General features: G+C 71.0%; 14 protein-coding genes. 1 reads left to right on the forward strand and 13 read right to left on the reverse strand.

Features of this window, described 5'->3' with window-relative positions; translation table 11 throughout:
- Nucleotides 1-19: 19 nt before the first annotated feature.
- The 11 genes from WME95_RS10980 to WME95_RS11030 all read right to left on the reverse strand — a co-directional run bounded on the left by WME95_RS10980 (nt 20) and on the right by WME95_RS11030 (nt 11,377).
- Nucleotides 20-2,461: a hypothetical protein gene (locus WME95_RS10980; RefSeq protein ID WP_437908339.1), complete on the reverse strand. Its 2,442-nt coding sequence runs from the start codon at nt 2,459-2,461 to the stop codon at nt 20-22.
- Nucleotides 2,462-2,605: 144 nt separating this feature from the next.
- On the reverse strand, nt 2,606-3,862 hold the full coding sequence (locus WME95_RS10985; protein WP_437908340.1) for a trypsin-like serine peptidase: 1,257 nt from the start codon (nt 3,860-3,862) through the stop codon (nt 2,606-2,608).
- 136 nt (nt 3,863-3,998) lie between these two features.
- Nucleotides 3,999-4,262 (reverse strand): monovalent cation/H(+) antiporter subunit G, encoded by a 264-nt coding sequence (locus tag WME95_RS10990; RefSeq protein WP_437908341.1) that lies wholly within the window; start codon nt 4,260-4,262, stop codon nt 3,999-4,001.
- A 119-nt stretch (nt 4,263-4,381) separates the two neighbouring features.
- Nucleotides 4,382-5,032 carry a superoxide dismutase family protein gene (locus tag WME95_RS10995; RefSeq protein ID WP_437908342.1) on the reverse strand — a complete coding sequence of 217 codons (651 nt, stop codon included), beginning with the start codon at nt 5,030-5,032 and terminating at the stop codon, nt 4,382-4,384.
- 476 nt (nt 5,033-5,508) lie between these two features.
- Nucleotides 5,509-6,084, reverse strand: coding sequence for a monovalent cation/H(+) antiporter subunit G (mnhG, locus tag WME95_RS11000; RefSeq protein WP_437908343.1), 576 nt, complete (start codon nt 6,082-6,084; stop codon nt 5,509-5,511).
- Nucleotides 6,081-6,347 carry a monovalent cation/H+ antiporter complex subunit F gene (locus WME95_RS11005; RefSeq protein WP_437551645.1) on the reverse strand — a complete coding sequence of 89 codons (267 nt, stop codon included), beginning with the start codon at nt 6,345-6,347 and terminating at the stop codon, nt 6,081-6,083. Before WME95_RS11005 ends, mnhG begins: the two co-directional genes overlap by 4 nt.
- Entirely contained in the window at nt 6,344-6,817 is a 474-nt protein-coding gene (locus WME95_RS11010; protein WP_437551647.1) for a Na+/H+ antiporter subunit E, read from the reverse strand. The genes WME95_RS11005 and WME95_RS11010 overlap by 4 nt, the downstream gene beginning before the upstream one ends.
- Nucleotides 6,814-8,325, reverse strand: coding sequence for a proton-conducting transporter transmembrane domain-containing protein (locus WME95_RS11015; RefSeq protein ID WP_437908344.1), 1,512 nt, complete (start codon nt 8,323-8,325; stop codon nt 6,814-6,816). Before WME95_RS11015 ends, WME95_RS11010 begins: the two co-directional genes overlap by 4 nt.
- Entirely contained in the window at nt 8,322-8,669 is a 348-nt protein-coding gene (locus WME95_RS11020) for a Na+/H+ antiporter subunit C (protein ID WP_272101619.1), read from the reverse strand. The genes WME95_RS11015 and WME95_RS11020 overlap by 4 nt, the downstream gene beginning before the upstream one ends.
- A complete protein-coding gene (locus WME95_RS11025) occupies nt 8,666-9,085 on the reverse strand; it encodes a Na+/H+ antiporter subunit B (protein WP_437908345.1) in 420 nt (139 codons plus the stop codon). Before WME95_RS11025 ends, WME95_RS11020 begins: the two co-directional genes overlap by 4 nt.
- Nucleotides 9,086-9,088: 3 nt before the next feature.
- Nucleotides 9,089-11,377 (reverse strand): putative monovalent cation/H+ antiporter subunit A, encoded by a 2,289-nt coding sequence (locus WME95_RS11030; protein ID WP_437908346.1) that lies wholly within the window; start codon nt 11,375-11,377, stop codon nt 9,089-9,091.
- A gap of 211 nt (nt 11,378-11,588) precedes the next feature.
- On the opposite strand from WME95_RS11030, the gene WME95_RS11035 reads away from it, so the two are divergent.
- Nucleotides 11,589-13,352: a hypothetical protein gene (locus WME95_RS11035; RefSeq protein ID WP_437908347.1), complete on the forward strand. Its 1,764-nt coding sequence runs from the start codon at nt 11,589-11,591 to the stop codon at nt 13,350-13,352.
- Nucleotides 13,353-13,355: 3 nt separating this feature from the next.
- Here WME95_RS11035 and WME95_RS11040 read toward each other — a convergent pair whose 3' ends face one another.
- Together WME95_RS11040 and WME95_RS11045 are read right to left on the reverse strand one after the other, a co-directional pair.
- Nucleotides 13,356-15,041 (reverse strand): response regulator, encoded by a 1,686-nt coding sequence (locus WME95_RS11040; RefSeq protein WP_437908348.1) that lies wholly within the window; start codon nt 15,039-15,041, stop codon nt 13,356-13,358.
- A 66-nt stretch (nt 15,042-15,107) separates the two neighbouring features.
- Nucleotides 15,108-17,927 (reverse strand): ATP-binding protein, encoded by a 2,820-nt coding sequence (locus tag WME95_RS11045; RefSeq protein ID WP_437908349.1) that lies wholly within the window; start codon nt 17,925-17,927, stop codon nt 15,108-15,110.
- Nucleotides 17,928-17,953: the final 26 nt, after the last annotated feature.

The following is a 17,953-nucleotide window of genomic DNA, read 5'->3' on the forward strand; positions in this document are numbered from 1 at the left end:
TCTCCCTCGCCGCCCGCGCTCACAGAGGCCCCGCCGCCGGCGCGCTCCGCCCTGGCACGAGCCCGAGCATCCGGCCCCCGTGGCCGAGCGCGGCCCAGGCGTGCTGCACGTAGTCGATGCGGATCCGCGGAGACGCCATGCTTTCGCTGAAGCCCCCCTCGATGATCACGTCGCGGCTGCAGGCGAAGCAGGTCGCGGGCGACCACTGCTGCCGCACGAGGAACCCGAGCACCCGCCGCATCAGCGCCTGGTCGGGCGCGAGGTCCTCGCCGCGCGCCTCCTTGACCGCCATCGCCGCGGCCAGCGCCTCGCCGAACCCCGCCGTCGCCGTGTTGTGCGGCGGCAGCACGTTGCCGAACCCGTACCCGCCCACGAGATCGGGCGTCACCTTGCTGTCCTCGTCGAGCACGAGCCGCGACTTGAACGCCACGTAGTCGAGGCAGAACCGCTCGTAGTCGTCGCGGCGGTGGTGCCCGAGCGCCGCGCGCGCCGCGAGGCAGTGCCAGTTCTCCTCCATGTACACGAAATCACTGGCGAAATGGTCCCAGTAGCGGTTCGCGTAGTAGTCCATGGCGCGATCGACGGCGGCGCGCACGGCGGTCGCGGGCGGGTACTCGGGGCTCGGCTCGCGGGCGGCGAGCGCCTCGAGCAGCGTCAGCGCGAGCACCGACTGGCCTCCCTCGTAGAGCTGCGTCGGGCCGAGGACGGGCGCGACGCGCACGAGGTCGAGCTGCGGCGCGAAGCCGCCGTCGTCCCGCTGCGTGGCGAGCACCATGCGGGCGAGCCGCCCGATGAGCGCGTCGTGCGTTCCGTGCGCGTCGCGGCACGAGAGGAACGTGACAAGGCTCAGCGCCGTGGGGTTGAGGCCCGCGATCGTCCCGGGGCTGTCCTTGGGGTAGAAGAGCGCGCCGACGGAGTCGCCTTCGCCGGCCCGGCGCTCGAGCTTCGTGAGCAGCCCGAGCGAGCGCTGCACCACCTTCGCGAGCTCCGGCGACGCAGGCACGCCCTCGGCGCCGACCCCCAGCTCGCACAGGGCGAGCGTCGTGCCGGCCTGCCGCGCGATCGAGAACCCGTCGAACGAGGCGCGCCCGGTGAAGGGGTCGACGATGTAGCGGAACATGCCGTCCTTCCGCTGCGCCCCGAGGATGTAGCGCTGGGCCGCGGCCGCCGCCTGCTGCGCGGTCGCCTCGGTGAGCGGGACCGACGGCTCTCCGATCCGCGACAGGAGGTGGAGCCCGCCGTCGGCGTCGACGGCGTAGCTGAGCGTCTCGATCCGCACGAGGCCGTCCCGCAGCGCGGCGCCGCCGGCGGTGGGGCCGCCGGGCGGCTCGGGCTCGCCGAGGGCGCGGCGCAGGACCGCGAGATCCACGCCGAAGCGGAAGTCGGGGACGCCGGCCAGCGGCGCGTTCGTGTTGAACGCGTCGAGCGCGATGAGCTGCCACGGCATGAGGCACCGCTCCGCGAGGCAGAGGCCGTCGAGCCCGGGGCGCAGCGACAGCCCGTCGAGGCCCGGGCCGGGGGAGGCGAGCGGCTGCGTGGCCGAGACGACGTCGATCTTGAGCGGGCCGCGCAGGGCCTCGGCGAGCGCGCCGCGCAGCGCCGCCGCGGCGTCCTCGCCCGGCGCGGGCTGGAGGCAGCGGCTCGCGACGGCGGCGCGCTCGGGGTCGCGGCCGCCGGTGAGGTGGGTGACGACGAGGGTGGGGCGGCCGGGCTCCGGGGGCGCGGCGCACGCGGCCGGCGCCGTGGTCATGAGCGAGGGCGCCTTGGCCGGCGGCGGCGGGAGCGCGTCGAAGGAAGCGAGCGCCTCGCGCAGCGCCGCCCCGGTGCGCGACGGCGCGCCGCCCGGCACGGGCACGACGTCGGCCTTGGCGACGCGGTGGCGGAAGAGCAGCGAGAGGGCGGCCAGGACGACCAGCGCGGCGAGCGCGGCGAGCGCGCGCGAGGGCCGGCGCTTCGCGCGGAGCAGGCGGAGGCCGCCGGTCGAGGCGACGCCCCAGCACGCGAACGGCAGCGTGAGCAGCGCGACGACCGCCCAGACCGCGAGCAGCGCCGCCGCGATGCCGGTGCCGAGGCCGCGGTTCAGCGAGGCGACGTAGACGGCGGAGGAGAGGAGCCCGAAGCTCAGGAAGGCGAGGTAGCCGAGCGAGCAGAACGACGTCGCGCGGAAGGCGCGCGGCGCGAGCGGGTGGGGGAGGAGCGAGAGGACGGCGGTCGCGGCGTGGAGCAGCGCGAGCGCGGCGGTGGCCACGGCGAAGAGCGTCCACGGCCGGAAGGGGAGGGAGAGCGCGGCCCAGGCGAAGACGGGGGCGTGCAGGGCGCTGAGCAGCCCGACGGCCCAGCGGCGCCCGGGCGGGCGCCGGGAGGCGGCGCCGCGGCTGGCGAGCGTGGGGGATTCGGCCGGGGGGGCGCTGTCCTGGAGCGGCTCCGAGGGCGGGGGGGGATCGGTGTCGGGCGCCTGCATGGTGCGGCGACGCTTAACACGGCGCCTGGCGCGCACGATCGCCGCTGTTACCCGATCGCGGCGCGAGGGGCGGGCGGGCTCAAGGCGCTCGACACCGGCGCCGTTGGCCTGGAGCAGCGGAGGCGCGACACAACTGTGTCCGACTCAATTGTTGACGCAGCTGATGAGGTCGCCGGCGTCCGCGCAGATCGCGGACATCTCTGTTCCTCCGTTCCTGCAGGAGAACCAGGCGACGTTGGCGAGATGGTGGAGGCCGAACGCCCTGCCCGTGCCGGCGTCGATGATCGGCGACCCGCTCGATCCGCCTTCGCTGTCGCACGAGTAGCCGATCTGCGATCCAGAGAGCGTGCCGGAGTAGGTCTGATCGATCGCGTCGATCTGGCAGCGGAGGGTATGCGCGTCATCCCTCCAGAAGCCGATCTCTTTCGGGCGCCCGCCCGGGTGCTGGATGAAGTTGATGAGGTTGCCGACGCTGGGTGCCTTCGTCGTCGGAGTGAGCACGCCCCAGGTCGTCTGGGGGTCGCCCGATAGCTGGATCAGCGTGTAATCGAGGCCACCTCTGGAACGGGTGCGGGTCCGGCTATTCGTCTTGAGGAGGGTGCTGCCAGCGAAGCGCTGATCGGTTGCCATGGTCGAGCGAAGGCAGTCCATATACTGGTAACCGAAGCGGGCCTCGACGCTGGTCGCCTCTGTCTGGGTGCTGATGCAATGGTTGTTGGTGATGAGCGTGTTGCGGTTTTTCCCGGCGATCAGCCACCCCGTGCACAGGTACATGCCCCCGTCTCTCACGAAGCTCAGCCGCGCCACAGGTCTCTGCTGGGCGTTGAGCTCGTGGCACGCGATGGCTTCGCGGCCCTCCGTGGCGCACACGATATCGGGCGTGCCTCCGCCGGGCCTCCTCTCGAGGGAGACGCTGTGCGGCGTCGCCTCGCCCGACGTCACAGGATCCGGGTCGAGCGCGAGCGTCCCGTGGCCGATGTCCGCGATCGAGAACCCGTGGCCACCGCCGGTGCGGCTGTGCAGCTCGACGATCGCCGTCTCGCCGTCGATGGCGAACGCCCAGACGTCGCCGTCCCCGTTCGGGCCGCGATCCTCGTACCGGAACGACTGCGCGCCGTCGGGGCTCGAGACGGTGACATAATCACCCTTCGCGAGAGAGAAGTCGTTGAAGTGCACGCGCACGAACGTGGCGCCCGGCGAGGTGATCGCCTGCTTCCAGCCACCGGCGTACGGGTGGGACGTCTCGGCCGCATACGCGATGACGTCACCCGCCCGGAGCGGCCCGGGCGCCGTCTCGAACCCGTCTGCGTCGTCGGTTCCGCCTGCGCCGGGAGCGTCCACGTTCCCAGCACACCCCGTGAGAGCGAGGAGCGACCCAGCGACCAGCATCATTCTGTTCATTACAACCCCCCTTCGTCCCGGCTCGCCCCATGGAAGCGGCGCAAGCGGACGAACCGCATAGGATAGGATAGGGTGACGAGGCTGGCAAACACGCCTTCTCGCCGAGCGCCGGGGGCGTCGAGGTGCGGCTCTGGTGCTAGGCCTCGAAGATCTCGCGCACGCGGCCGAGCTCCGCCGGCTCCACGAGCACGTCGAGCCTGTCGCCGGCCTCGAGGATCGTCTGGCCTCGCGGCAAGTGCGTCGCCACGGGCATCGTCAGCGCAACGAATGCGATGATGACGATGGCCCGGGTGGTGACGGCCGGGTCGTAGAAATGGAGGGCGGAGGCCGAGATGATGCACGTCATCCCGAACACCGAGGCCTTCGATGTCACCTGGAGGCGCGTGAACAGGTCCGGCATGCGCAGTGATGCCTTCGAAGAAAGTTTCCGAGTCTCGCTAGCTGGCCACCCGCCGCGGGATGGTAGCCGGGGGGCCGATACGCCCCCCGGAGGCCCGGACGGACGAGCTCCGCGGAGGGTTACTCCTGCTCGATGAGGCCGCAGCCGATGCGGCCGCCCGCGTCGGGGTCTGCCGCGGCGTGCACGACGATCGCGTACTTCGTCACGTCGGTGTCCGCGTCGTCGCCGACGGTCCAGACGTCGGTCCCGCGCTTGACCGTGTGCGTGCCCTTGCCGCTCGCATCGCACGTGAAGCTGCCGAGTCCTTCGCCGTTGGGCACCCAGTGGGCGCCCGCATCATTACCGTTGCTGCCGCAGCTCTTGTTCTCGTGGATGTGAGCGGAGTGCTCGCCTTCAGGGCAGCCTGACAGCATGATGGTGAGCGTCACCTCCTCTCCGGTCTGCGCGAAAGCCGCGGTCCCGGTCAGGCCGCTCGCGTTCAGCCCCTGGATCTCCGCCTCGGCCCGCAGGGACGCGCCGCCGCCGCTTCCGCCGTCACCGCCGCCGTTTCCGCCGTCACCGCCGCCGTTTCCGCCGTCACCGCCGCCGTTTCCGCCGTCACCGCCGCCGCTCCCCGACGCGGATGTGCTCGTCGAGGCGTCGCCCCCGCCCGAGCCGGCCGTGGACGACGTGCTGCTGGTGCCAGCGGGCGATTCCCCGTCATCCCCGCACGCGGCCAAGAGAGTGCTGGCCCCAAGGGCGAGCAACGAGAGCTTCAACCACCGTGACATAAGTCTCCTTTTCTCGGCGTGACCCGAACAGGCAGGCAGTTGCCCCCCGGACGCGATCAAGCCATCGAGGGCACGAGTATGTCCAAACACGGCGAGCGTCCAAGCAGTTCCGTCACAAAAATCATGCATCGGTCGCCTATCCGGCGACGGAATTCCGTTGATCGTAGAAAGATGTGGCCCCGCTGCCCTGCTTCGGCGCTCCGGCGTGCACGGTGGGCTCTATCCAGCCCTGAGCGCTCGCGTGGAGGAGGCTGTGGCTGTCCTGGCAGCGAGACGATCGTAGTCTCGACCGAGCCAAGCGAGAAAGTCCTGGTTCCTGGGAGGGCCGTCTGGCCAGCCTGCACGGATGCGATCGGCGAGCTCGAGATCCCAGCTCCCCAGGCCCTCGCGGATGAGCGAGAGGCGCGCGTCCCAGGGGCCCTTGCGGTTCCAGAGATTGAGCGTGAGGATACGGAGCCGGTTCATCAGGGATCGAGCTAGGCCTCGAAGATGTCGCGCACGCGGCCGAGCTCCGCCGGCTCCACGAGCACGTCGAGCCTGTCGCCGGCCTCGAGGATCGTCTGGCCTCGGGGCACGACCGTCCCGCCCTCGCGGTGAACGGCGCGAATGAGCACGCCGGCAGGCAGGCCGAGCTCGGCGATACGCTTGCCGATGACGGAGGCCCCGGGCGCGAGCTCGAACGTGCGGGTCCTCGGCTCCGTGCCGGCGAGGGTGTGGGTCGCCGGATCGTAATGCGCGGCGAGCTCGTTCACCACGGTCTCCGGCGAGAGGGGCGTGCTCGTCGTGTAGCCGGCGCGAGCGAGCAAGTGCGTCGCCACGGGCATCGTCAGCGCAACGAACGCGATGATGACGATGGCCCGGGTGGTGACGGCCGGGTCGTAGAAATGAAGGGCGGAGGCCGCGATGATGCACGTCATCCCGAACACCGAGGCCTTCGATGTCACCTGGAGTCGCGTGAACAGGTCCGGCATGCGCAGGATGCCCACGGCCGCGAGCAGCATGAAGAGGCATCCGACGATGAGGAGCGCGCCCTCGACGAACTCGAGGATCACGACGTCTCCCCCTGCCGCTCGAGGTAGTACGCGAACGCGATGGTGCCGAGGAAGAAGATGAGCGACAGCACCATGACCGCATCGAGGAGGACGCCGTGATCGGTCACCATCGCGTAGAGGGCGATGCCCCCGCTGCCGACCGTCGCCATGAGGTCCATGGCGACAACGCGGTCGGGGAGGCTCGGCCCGAGCAGGAGGCGGATGAACGCGACGACGAACGCCACCGTGACGACGGCGATCGCGACGAGCAGGAGCGGGGTCATCGGAAGAGCTCCTTCACGCGGCGCTCGAGGTCGCTCTTGATGGTCGCGCGCAGCGCGTCGGCGCTGTCCACGAACATCGCATGGACGAAGAGGACCGTACGGTCGCCCGAGACGTCGAGGCCAAAGGTGCCTGGCGTCAGGGCGAGGAGGATCGTCAGCACGGTGATCTCGAGATCGGTCGTCAGATCCAGGGGGACCGCGACGATGCCGGGGCGGCTCTTTCGCCTGATCGAAATGACGTCGCGGGCGACCCTGAGGTTCGCCCGCACCATCTCTTTCGCGAAGAAGAGCATGAACGACAGCACCCCTGGCAGCTTCTCGAAATAGGTCGTGGGGCCGAGCAGGCGCCGGAGCCAGAGGAGCAAGAGGTACCCGAGGAGGAAGCCGAAGACGAGGCCCCCTGCCGTGGCGCGGCCGGTCAGGCCCACCCAGACGATCGCCAGGAACAGATTGAGGACGAGGGCTCTCATGGGCGACCCTCCCCCAGCACGGCGCGCACGTAGTCGGTCGGATCGGCGAGCTGCGCGGCGGCCCGCCGGACGACGGCGAGGAGCGGCTCGGGCGCCATTCCGAGCGTGACGCCCAGCGCGGTCAAGATGACGACCGGCACGTACAGGAGCGCGCGACGCCGCGCCCCGCTCTCGCGCGGGGCGAGGTCGGCCTCGGCGGGCGCGGGCTTCCAGAAGGCCTCATTCCATATCTTCGTCATCGAGATGAGGGTGACGAGGCCGACGGCGAGGCTCGTGGCGACGACGGCCGCGGCCCCCCGCGAGCCGACCTCGAGCCCCGACCGCACCAGGATGAGCTTGGCCCAGAACCCCGACAGGGGCGGTATGCCGGCGAGGGAGAGGGCCGTGACGAGGAAGCAGGCGGAGAGCCCGGGGCTCCGCGCGAGGAGCCCGCCCTGAAGGTCGAGGGAAGCGTCTTTCCCGCCGGATCGCATGATCCCGCTGATGAGAAAGAGGTTCGACTTGATGATGGCGTGGTGCAGGACGAAGAAGATCGCCCCCGCGAGGGACGACAGCGTGAACAGGCCGAGGCCCATGACCATGTAGCCGACCTGGCTCACGCTGTGAAACGCGAGGATGCGCCGGACCTCCTGGTGGGACACCGCGCCGAGCACGCCGACGGCCATGGTGAAGGCCGCGATCCCGAGGAGGAGCGCGTTCGTGGCCTCCCTGTCGCCCACGAAGAGGAGGGTGAAGCTGCGCACGAGGGCGTAGACACCCACCTTCGTCAAGAGCCCCGCGAACAGCGCGGTGACCGTCACGGGGGGCGTGTGATACGAGTCCGGCAGCCAGAAGAAGAGGGGGAAGACAGCGGCCTTGATGCCGAACGCGACGAGGAAGATCATCGCGAGGGTGAACCGGATCGGCGGCGCGAGGCTCGGCAGCTTGAGCGAGAGATCGGCCATGTTGAGGGCGTGCACGGACCCGTAGAGGATGCCGAGGCCGGTGAGGAACAGGGCGCTCGAGATCAGGTTCATCGCGACGTACTTGATCGCGCCCTGCATCTGCGGCCGCTCGTTGCCGAGCACCAGGAGGACGAAGGACGCGATCAGCGTCACCTCGAACCAGACGTACAGATTGAAGAGGTCGCCTGTGACGAAGACCCCGTTCGTCCCCATGAGGAGCACGTGCATGAGCGGGTAGAACCCGTGCGCCCGCCGTCCGCGGTCGATGTCCGACAGGGAGTAGATCGACGTGACGACCGCGATGACGCCCGAGAGCAGGACCATCAGCGCGGAGAAGAGGTCGGCCACGAAGGTGATGCCATACGGCGCGGGCCAGCCCCCGAGCTGGGTCGATTGAATGCCTCCCCGGTGCACGGCGCGGAGCAAGGCGAACCCGACGGTGAGCTGAAGGACGCTCCCGACGAGCCCGAGCGCGCGCTGCCTCCCCACGCGCCGGAAGGAGAGGAGCGAGAGGGCCGCCGTGGCCAGGGGGACGAGGACGGGCAGGACGAGGAGCACCTTCATGGGCGGGTCGATTCGAGAGAGTCGATGTCGTCGCTGCCCATCGTCCGATGAACGCGATGCAGGAGGACGACGGCGAACGCGACGACCGCGAAGCTGATGACGATCGCCGTCAAGATCAGCGCCTGGGCCACGGGATCGGCCGGCGGCGCGTGGAAGGCCCCCTCGCCCTTGGGGATCAGCGGGGGACGGCCGCGGACGACGCCGGCCGCCGTGAGAATGAGGAGGTTCGTCCCGTGCCCGAGCAGCACGAGGCCGAAGGCGAGCTTCACGATGCTGCGCCGGAGCATGAGAAACAGCCCCGACGCATAGAGCCCGCCGACGACGATCGCGAGGAGGACCGTCATGAGCTCATCTCCGCGGCCATAAGGAGGATCATGAGCACCATGCCCATCACGGCGGCATACACGCCGACGTCGAACAGCACCGGCGTCCCCACCGCGACGTCGCCGAGCCCCGGCACAGGGACGGTCGCCCACACGCCTTGCAGGAAGGATCCGCCGGCCACGAGCCCGATGACGCCCGAGAGCAGGCTCGTCGAGAGCCCGAGCCCCATGAGCGTCTGAGGCGCGACGCGGAGCAGCTTCCGCGTCGAGGGGACGTCGTGAGCGAGGATGTGGAGCGAGAACGCCGCTGCGATGATGAGCCCGCCGAGGAAGCCGCCCCCGGGCTCGTTGTGACCGCGGAGGAGCGCATAGATCGAGACGATGATGAGGAGCACCATCAGGACCGGCGTTGCGGCGCGCAGGATGACGGAGGGCATGGCTCAGGCCCCCTTCCGCGTGCGGGTCGCGAGCAGGGCATAGACCCCGATCCCGGCCACGCAGAGGACGGTGGACTCCCCCAGCGTGTCCATCGCCCGGAAATCCACGAGGATCACGTTGACGATGTCCCGACCGTGGGCCTCCGGGTATCCCTTCGCCACGAAGAACTCGCGCAGGATCGGCTCCGGGGAGAGCGTCGACGACATGAGGATCAACAGGGTCACCGTGGCCCCGAAGATCACGGAGACGATCGCGTCCGGGATCCACACGCGCGCGGGGGATCGGGGCACGAAGCGCGGAAGGTGGTGCAGGACGAGGACGAAGATGACGACCGTCAGCACCTCGACCATGATCTGCGTCAGCGCGAGATCGAGCGCGCTGAAGATCACGTAGACGAGCATGACGCAGAGGCCGATCGCGCCGAGCGCGGCGACGACGGCGAGGCGCGATTGCGTGCGCGTCGCCATGGCCGCGGACGCGAGGATCACGCCCGCGAGCACGAGCTCCGGGAGCTCCACCGTGAGCGACGGGATCGTGAAAGGGAGGCTCCGGAGCAGAGGCGTCCCGACGAGCACGACCGTCGTCAGGGCCGTGATGAGCAGGTAACGGCGCAAATGCCCCGTCTGGAGCCGCGCGGTCAGCCACTCCGCGAACCGGAGGAGCCCCGCGAAGGCAGCGTCGTACACGCGCGCGGGGCCCCAGGCCCCGAGGCGCGCGGCGGCGTCGAGGAGGCGCCCTTCGCGGCCGGAGAGAGCACGGAAGAGCCCGAGGCCGGCGAGGAGGGTCGCGACGCTGAGCCCGAGCACGGGGGTCAGGCCGTGCCACAGGTGCAGTTCGAGCGGCGCGGGCCGGCCGAGGATCGCTGTCGCCGCCGCGCTCGGGAGGTCACCGAGGAGCGCCGGCGCCGCCCCGAAGACGAGGCTCGCCGCCGCGAGCGCGGCAGGCCCGAGCCACAAGGACAGCGGCGCTTCGTGGGGGAGCGCGGGCGCCGCCGGAGGACCCCCGAAGAAGGGGCGATGGCCGACGACCAGGCTCACCACGACCAGGAGGGCGCTCGACAGGACCGCGGCCCCGGCGAGGACCTCCGTCATCGAGGGCGGCCCGAGGACGGCCTCGTAGAAGAGCTCTTTCGACAGGAAACCGAGGAGGGGCGGCGCCCCAGCGCTCGAGATCGCCGCCAGCACGGCCGCCGTCGCGGTGATCGGCATGAGCCGCGCGAGGCCCCGCAAGCGGGTGACGTCGCGGGTCCCGGTCTCGTGGTCCAGGGTCCCCGCGGTCATGAAGAGCGCGCCCTTGTACAGCGAATGCGCGACCAGATAGACCACCGCCGCGGAGACGGCCGCCCGGGTCCCGATGCCGAGGAGCATCGTGAGCAGGCCGAGCACGCTCACGGTCGAATAGGCGAGGATCCGCTTGAGGTCCTTCTGCGTCACCGCGAGCGCCGCGCCCGCCACCATCGTGGCGGCGCCGAAGCCCGTCACGACGAGGTACCATTGTCGCGTCGCGCCCAGCGTTGGATGCAGGCGCGCGAGCAGATAGACACCGGCCTTCACCATCGTGGCCGAATGCAGGTAGGCGCTGACCGGCGTTGGCGCCTCCATCGCCCGAGGGAGCCAGAAATGAAAGGGCACCTGCGCTGACTTCGTGAAAGCCCCCGAGAGCACGAGGAGCAGGATCGGCAGGTAGAGGGGGCCTTCGCGGACGACGCCGCCCGAGAACCGCGAGATCTGCGTCTCTCCCGTGACCACGACGAGGAGGACGAGGCCCGCGAGCATGGCGAGCCCGCCGCCGCCCGTCACGAGGAGCGCCGTCAAGGCGGCTTTGCGCGCCTCCGGCCGCTCGTGGTCCCACCCGATGAGCAGATACGAGCTCACGCTCGTGAGCTCCCAGCACACGAAGAGGAGAATGACGTCGTCGGCGAGCACGAGGCCCGCCATGGATCCCGTGAACAGGAGCAGGTAGGCGTAAAACCGCCCGAGCCGCGGGTGCGAGCGCAGGTATTCGCTCGCGTACACGAAGATCAGCGCGCCGATGCCGCAGATGAGCCCGAGGAACACGAGCGAGAGCCCATCCAGCCTCACCGCGAGCTCCACGCCGAGCGACGGGATCCACGGCAGCGACGCGTGATGGCTCTCCCCCTCGGCGAAGGGCCTCGGGACGAGCTGCGCGGCGAACACGAGCACCGCGAGCGGGAGCGCCGCGAAGAGCCAGCCGGCCGGGCGCCCGAGCCCGCGGTAGAGGGCCGGCGCCAGCAGCGCTCCGACGAACACGCTCAGGACAGCCCACAGCATCGCGGCAGGTTCCCCTTCGATGCCGGCGAGGGGCCGAGGTGTTCGGGCCGATGGCCTGCCGAGCGGGCTCGACGCGCCGTTGGCCCTCGTTCCCGCGGCGCCGGCGAGCGCGATCGGGCGAGCGCGCCGTGCCGAGCGGCCCGCCTCGTCGCGGCCGCGCGCTCGATGGCGCTGCCGCGATGCGCGGCGGGCGCGGAGCATCGGATGCGGCATGGATGCGCAGCGCGCCAAGGCGAGTCCCGCCGCCTGCCGCCCGCTCGCGGCGCTGCTCCTCGCAGCGCCGCTCCTCCTGTCGAGCTGCGGCCGGGCGCCCGCCGCCCGCCGGGTGGAGCCGCGCGTGCGGGCCGTCCTGGAGGCCCACGGCGCGCCTGCGCTGCCGGCGCCGCCGCCCGCGGACTCGGTCCCGCTGCTGCTCGTCGCCGACGCCGCGCCGAGCGCGCCCGCAAAGCGCCCGCCGGGAGCCGCGCTGCCGGCGCCGGAAGCCGTCGTGTCGGCGGCCGTGCCGTTCGCGCCGGGCGCGCTGCGCGACGTCCGGTTCATCCGCCTGCGCGACGCGCGCGGCGCGGCGGTCCCGCTCCGCGCGAAGCCGCTCGCCGTCTGGCCCAGGGACCGCTCGATCCGCAGCGCGCTCCTCGTCTTCGGCGCCGCGCTCGCGCCCGGAGAACGAGCGATCTACACGCTGGATTTCAGCGTCCCTTCGCCATCGTCACCTTCGCAGCGCGCCGACCGCCCAGCCCTCCCGGCCGCCCCGGCCCCCGGGCTCGCCCAGGTCCCGCAGCCCTTCCAGGTCCCTCCGGCGGCCGTGCTCGACGAGGCGCTCCTGCCGAACCCGGACGGCCCGATCGCGGCGGTGCTGCCGCCGTCGTGGTACGCGGCGAGCCTGGTGTCCGGGCCGCAGCTGCCGGCCATGGACGATCGCCGCTTCCCCGGCTTCGAGGCCCGCATCGAGGGCGCGCTCGCCCGCATGACGCCCGCCTACGACGCGTACGGCGTCACCTGCTCGGCCCCGTACCGCACGTACTACGACGGTCCGCACGCGCTCTACCAGCGCTTCCTCCGCAACGGCGACGCCGCGCGCTACCGGCGCGCGCGCGCCGAGGCCGTCTGGTACCGGCAGCACGAGCTCAGGTTCTCGCCCGATCGCCGCCTCGCTGTCCACGTCTGCGAGCGCGACGACTGGAGCCCGGCGGCGCCCCTCTCCTGGCCGGTCCTCCGGCGCATGCTCGGTCAGGGGATGGTCGACGACTACCTGCTCACCGGCGATCCGGCGGCCAGGGAGGCGGTCCTCGCCATGGGCGAGGCCCTCCGGCAGAACCAGGCCGCGCTCACGGGCGGAAGGGAAGACGTGCTGCGCGTGACCGAGCGCAACATGGCCTGGGTGATGATGACCCTGTCGAGCTACTACGCGCTCGACCCGCGGCCCGAGCTCCTGTCGACGCTGCGCGGGCTGGCGGACCGCACGGTCGCGTGGCAGCGGCAGGGCGCGTCGGGCGCGTTCGAGCACGACCTGACCCGCGCCGATCCGTCGGAGTGCGAGCGCGGCCCGCGCGGCGGCTCCCCGTTCATGACCGCGCTGCTCGTCGACGCGCTCATGGACTACCACGCGCTCACCGGCGATCCGCGCGTCCGCGAGGTGGTCGCGCGCGCGGCAGGCTGGCTCGCCGAGCGCGCCATCACCTCGGACGGGCGCGCGTTCCGGTACCTGTGGGGCTGCGAGACCGACGCGTACGACGACAGCGGGACCGCCGACCTCAACCTGCTGATCGTGCCCGTGTTCGGCGCCGCCTACGCGCTGACGCGCGAGCCGCGGTGGATCGAGGTGGGCGACGCGCTGGCCGACGTCGGCGTGAAGGAGATGCTGGTGAAGGAGCCCAAGCACTGGAACCAGGCGATGCGCGCGTTCGGGCGCTACCTGGGGTACCGGGCGGCGCTCCCCGGCGCGGCGAGTGAATGGCAGCGATCTGCCGGTCGTTAATCGTTAATAATGGCCGTTCCTGCGCCCGGCCGCGCCGCCGTTGCGGGCGCTGTTGCCGTTGACGTGCAGGCCCGCCACGCCGTCGCCGGCCTGCCGGAGCGCATAACCGATGCCGCTCTGGAGCGTCCCCTTGGTCACCACGGCGCCGAGATCGACGCCCAGATCGATGAGCGTCTGCGCCAGCTCGGCGCGGATGCCGGTGATCACCGTCTTCGACCCGAGCAGCCGCAGCGCCGTCGCCGTGCTCATCAGCGTGCTCGCGACCGCCGAGTCGAGCACCGTCACGCCGGTGACGTCGATGATGACGACCTTCGCCCGGTTCGCCTGGACGCCGTTCAGCGCCGCCTCGAGCGCCTGCTCCGCTCGCGCGGAGTCGATCGTCCCGATGAGCGGCATCACCATGATGTGATCGGTGATCGGGATGAGCGGCGTCGAGAGCTCGGCGAGCCGGGCGCTCTGCGCGTCGATGACCTCCGCCTGCAGCGCGGCGCGCTCCTCCTCGGCCCGCGCGCGCTCCTCCTCGGCCCGGGCGCGCTCCACGAGCTCCCGCTGCAAACGCTCGTTCGTCTGGCGGAGCTCCTCCGTCTGGCGCGCCACCTCGGTCTCCAGGCGCTCGTTCGAGCGGCGGAGCTCGGACGTCATGTCCGCCAGGTGCCCGTACAGCAGGGCGTTCTTCACGGCCACCGCCGCCTGGGAGGCCAGGAGCCCGAGCGTCTCCAGCTGCGTCGCGAGCAGCGGCTCGGGCGCCGCGTCGCCCTCGATGTAGAGGACGCCGATCAGCTCGCCCTGGCACATCATGGCCAGGCAGAGGATCGACCTCGGCCCCTTCCCGGCGAGGTACCGCGCGTCCTCCGGGCGAGCGTCGCGGCTCGTGTCCCAGACGAAGACCGATTGACGGCTGCTCGCGACCTCCTCCACGAGCGACACCGCGAGATCGGCGCCCGGGCCCACCGGCGTCGAGAGCCCGAGCACCACCGTGTCCGGATCGCTCGTGATCGACGCCTCGATCACCAGCCCGGACTCGCGCGAGAGGACGAGGACGCACTTCCGCGCGCCGGCGTGCTCCAGCGTGAGCCGCATCAGCCGGTCGAGCACGTCGTCGAGGACGATCTCGCCCGAGACCGCCTGCGCCGCGCGGATGACCGTCGCCATCTGCGCCTGCGCCTGCGTGAGCCCCTCGAGCGCGCGCTCCAGCGCCACTGTGCGCTCTCCCACGCGCCTCTCCAGCTCCTGCGTGAGCCGCTGCAAGGCCGCCTCCGCCGCGATCCGCTCCTCCACCTGCGCGGCGAGGCGCATCGTCAGCTTCCTGAGCTTTGTGTGCACCCGGACGCGCGCGAGCAGCTCCTCGTCCAGGAACGGCTTGGCGAGGTAATCGACGGCGCCCAGGTTCAGGCCCTTCACCCGGTCCGCGGACAGGTCCGTGCTCGCCGTCATGAAAATGACGGGGATCGCGGCCGTGGCCGGGTCTCCCTTCAGCCGGCGGCACGTCTCGAACCCATCCATCCCATCCATCTTCACGTCGAGCAGGATGAGATCCGGCATCCCCTCCCTGGCGAGCCGGAGGGCGCGCGCGCCGTCCACCGCCACCGCGACCTCGAAGCCTGAGCCCGTCAGGGTATCGGACAAGAGACCGAGGTTCCTCGGGTTGTCGTCCACGATGAGTATCGTTCCGGCTTCACTGGCATCCATCGTTCTAGCCTCCAGGAAGCGCGCGCTCCCATTGCCACGACCAAGGCGCACGCCGTCCAAGCAACGTCAATCGCTCAGGTGCATCTTGATGAAATCTTCAACGGCTTCCATCTTGAAATCCTGCATCAGGCGGCGCAGGTGCCTGCAAAACGGCGCGAGCTTCGGATCGGCGCGATCGAGCCTGTCGAGGTGCTTCTGGAGCTGGTGGGAGAGCCCCCGGTGCGCGAGATCGAAGAGGAGCCGCAGATCCTCGGCGGCGGGGGCGGTCATCGGGAGATCTGCGCCGCCGGGGAGCGCGGGTGAGCTCGGGTCGCGGTGGGCGACGGCGGGCGCCTCGCCCATTGCGCCAGGATCGCCCTGCTGCTCGTAGATCCACGAGAGCCCGAGGTGCCGCTGGATCTTGTCGAAGAGCTCCTCCAGCTGCAGCGGCTTTGGGAGGAAATCGTCGGCGCCCGCGGCCAGGCTCTTGTCCTGATCGGAGAGGAAGACGCTCGCGGACGACGCAAAGATCTTCAATCCTGCTCGATCCGGCGCCTTCCGGAGCAGCCGGATCATCTCCCAGCCGTCGATCTCCGGCATCGCGAGGTCCGTGATCACCAGGTCGAACTCGCGCTCCGACGCCGCCGCGAGGCCCTCCTTGCCGTCCGTGGCCTCGGACGTCTCGAACCCGACGGACTGCAGCATGTTCACGAGCACCGCGCGGTTCTCGGGCTGGTCGTCGACAACGAGGACGTGGCGCCGCCTGCCCTCGTAATCGACGACCGCCGAGGCGGGCCGGAGCGCCGTGGGCTGGGTTCGCCGGGGCGACTCGGCGAGGATCACGTCCATCCAGAACACGCTCCCCTTGCCGGGCTCGCTCCTCACCTCGATGGAGCTGCCGAGCAGCTTCATGATGCGCTGGCTGATCGCGAGCCCGAGCCCCGTCCCGTCGACGCGGCGCTTGCCGTCGCTGGCTTGCTTGAACGGGAGGAAGATCTGGTCGAGCTGATCCGGGCTGATGCCCGTCCCGGTGTCCTCGATCTCGAAGCGCACCCGGTGCGTCCTGCGCGGCGCGCTCTGGATCGCGGCGGAGTCCGGCGCGGAGCCGTGCGGCGGGCGCGGCCCGTCGCCCAGCCGCTTGATCGTGAAGGAGACGCTGCCCTTCTCGGTGAACTTCACGGCGTTGCCGAGCAGGTTGATCAGCACCTGCCGCAGCCGCCGCTCGTCGGCGACCACGTCGGTGGGGAGCTCGGGATCGGGCGTATACACGAGCGTGATGCCCTTCTCCTCGGCGCGGATGCGGCAGATCTCGGCCGTCGAGCGCAGGAACGAGGGCAGGTGGAAATCGTTCGCGTGGGCCTCCATCGCCTGCGCCTCGATCTTCGCCAGATCGAGGACGTCGTTGATCAGCGTGAGCAGGTGGGCGCCGGAGCGATGGATGACGTCGATCCCGCGCAGGTCCTGCTCGCTCAGCCCCCGCGAGCGCCGGAGGATCTGCGCGTAGCCGAGGATGCCGTTGAGCGGCGTCCTGAGCTCGTGGCTCATGTTGGCGAGGAAGTCGCTCTTCGCCTTGTTGGCGGCGTCCGCGGCGACCTTCGCCTCCTTCAGCTCGGCCGTGCGCTGCTCGACGCGGTGCTCGAGCTCCTCGAACGACCCCTGGAGCTGGCGCGCCATCCGGTTGAACGACTCCGCCAGCGTGCCCATCTCGTCGTGGGATCGCACCTCGACCGCGGTGTCGAGCTTCCCGCTCGCCAGCTGCGACGCCGCCTGGGCGAGGCGGGTGATCGGCCTCGTCAGGACCTGCGCCATCAGGACGGCGACCGCCGTGACGATCGCGGCGATCAGCGAGGCGAGCAGCAGCGCGTCGCGCGTCGTCTTCTCCTCGATGGGCTCGAGGAACGCCGCCTCCGGCCGCACGAACGCCACGGTCCACGGCGGCTTCTTCATGCCGTCGAAGGCGCTCACGCGCGCGAGGGCCACCGCGCTCATGGGGGCGTCCCGCGCGGCCATGCGGGCCCGCAGGAAGCGGCTCGCCGCCGAGGCGGGGTCCTTGTCGCGCTCGAACCGGCGCAGCCCCTCGTCGAAGGCCTGCGCGTCGGTCGACAGCTCCGCGGCCGGCCTGTCCGGCAGCCGCCGCTCCGCCTTGAGCCGGCCTTCGAGCTCCGGGGCGAGCGGCACCAGCGACTTGAACACGAGCTCCGGGGAGCGGCCGTGCGCCAGGCGGACGTGGTGCTCGTCGAGGAGGATCGCGAACGCGTCCGACGCCTCCAGGAGGCGCGTCTGGGAGAGGATGATCCGCTGGACGGCCGACAGGTTGTAGGTGCACCGGAGCACGCCGATCGTCTTCTTCTTGTTCAGCGCGTCGCGGACGGGGCTGCTGAAGACGAGCTGGGGCACCTCGCCGGCGAACACGACCGACGACGCGTACGGCAGGCCCGTCTCCGTCGCGCGGACGAAGTAGTCCCTCCTCGATTCGTCCCTCTCCGCGGGCGTCTGCACCGTGTCGAGGACGTTGTGCCCGCGCTCGTCGAGCAGCGCATAGGAGAGGATGTTGATCGTGTCCTTCCGGATGAGGCCGTGCAGCGTCCTCGACGCGAACGCGTGCGCCTCGCTCCCGCTCCTCCGGGCCTCGTCGTCGAGGCTCAGGTAGCTGGTGAGCCCGGGCAGGCGGGCCTCGACGCGGACCGCGTCCAGGTTGCTCTCGATGAAGTCGTCGACGCTTGTCGTGGCCTGCGACGCGGCCGCGGCGAGCGCCTGGTTGGCGCTCTCGGTCAACACCATCTCGTTCGTCCGCTTGTTCAGGAGCGTGAGGATCGAGAGCGGCGCGAGCGCGACCGTCAAGAGCGCCACGATCAGCTTCATGCGGAGGGTGATGAGCGGGGCCTGCTGCTGCATTGCGCGACTCATGGCGTTCGTCGAACCTCCGTGGCGAT

The organism is Sorangium sp. So ce327 (assembly GCF_051530205.1).
In the GTDB taxonomy this organism is placed as follows: domain Bacteria; phylum Myxococcota_A; class Polyangia; order Polyangiales; family Polyangiaceae; genus Sorangium; species Sorangium cellulosum_B.

Coding starts and splice junctions, on each gene's coding strand:
- WME95_RS11025 (WP_437908345.1), bottom strand. CDS start 9,085: ATGCCCTCCGTCATCCTGCGCGCCGCAACGCCGGTCCTGATGGTGCTC.
- WME95_RS10985 (WP_437908340.1), bottom strand. CDS start 3,862: ATGAACAGAATGATGCTGGTCGCTGGGTCGCTCCTCGCTCTCACGGGG.
- WME95_RS11015 (WP_437908344.1), bottom strand. CDS start 8,325: ATGAAGGTGCTCCTCGTCCTGCCCGTCCTCGTCCCCCTGGCCACGGCG.
- WME95_RS11005 (WP_437551645.1), bottom strand. CDS start 6,347: ATGACCCCGCTCCTGCTCGTCGCGATCGCCGTCGTCACGGTGGCGTTC.
- WME95_RS11030 (WP_437908346.1), bottom strand. CDS start 11,377: ATGCTGTGGGCTGTCCTGAGCGTGTTCGTCGGAGCGCTGCTGGCGCCG.
- WME95_RS10995 (WP_437908342.1), bottom strand. CDS start 5,032: ATGTCACGGTGGTTGAAGCTCTCGTTGCTCGCCCTTGGGGCCAGCACT.
- WME95_RS11010 (WP_437551647.1), bottom strand. CDS start 6,817: ATGAGAGCCCTCGTCCTCAATCTGTTCCTGGCGATCGTCTGGGTGGGC.
- WME95_RS10980 (WP_437908339.1), bottom strand. CDS start 2,461: ATGCAGGCGCCCGACACCGATCCCCCCCCGCCCTCGGAGCCGCTCCAG.
- WME95_RS11040 (WP_437908348.1), bottom strand. CDS start 15,041: ATGGATGCCAGTGAAGCCGGAACGATACTCATCGTGGACGACAACCCG.
- WME95_RS11035 (WP_437908347.1), top strand. CDS start 11,589: ATGGATGCGCAGCGCGCCAAGGCGAGTCCCGCCGCCTGCCGCCCGCTC.
- WME95_RS11020 (WP_272101619.1), bottom strand. CDS start 8,669: ATGACGGTCCTCCTCGCGATCGTCGTCGGCGGGCTCTATGCGTCGGGG.
- WME95_RS11045 (WP_437908349.1), bottom strand. CDS start 17,927: ATGAGTCGCGCAATGCAGCAGCAGGCCCCGCTCATCACCCTCCGCATG.
- WME95_RS10990 (WP_437908341.1), bottom strand. CDS start 4,262: ATGCCGGACCTGTTCACGCGCCTCCAGGTGACATCGAAGGCCTCGGTG.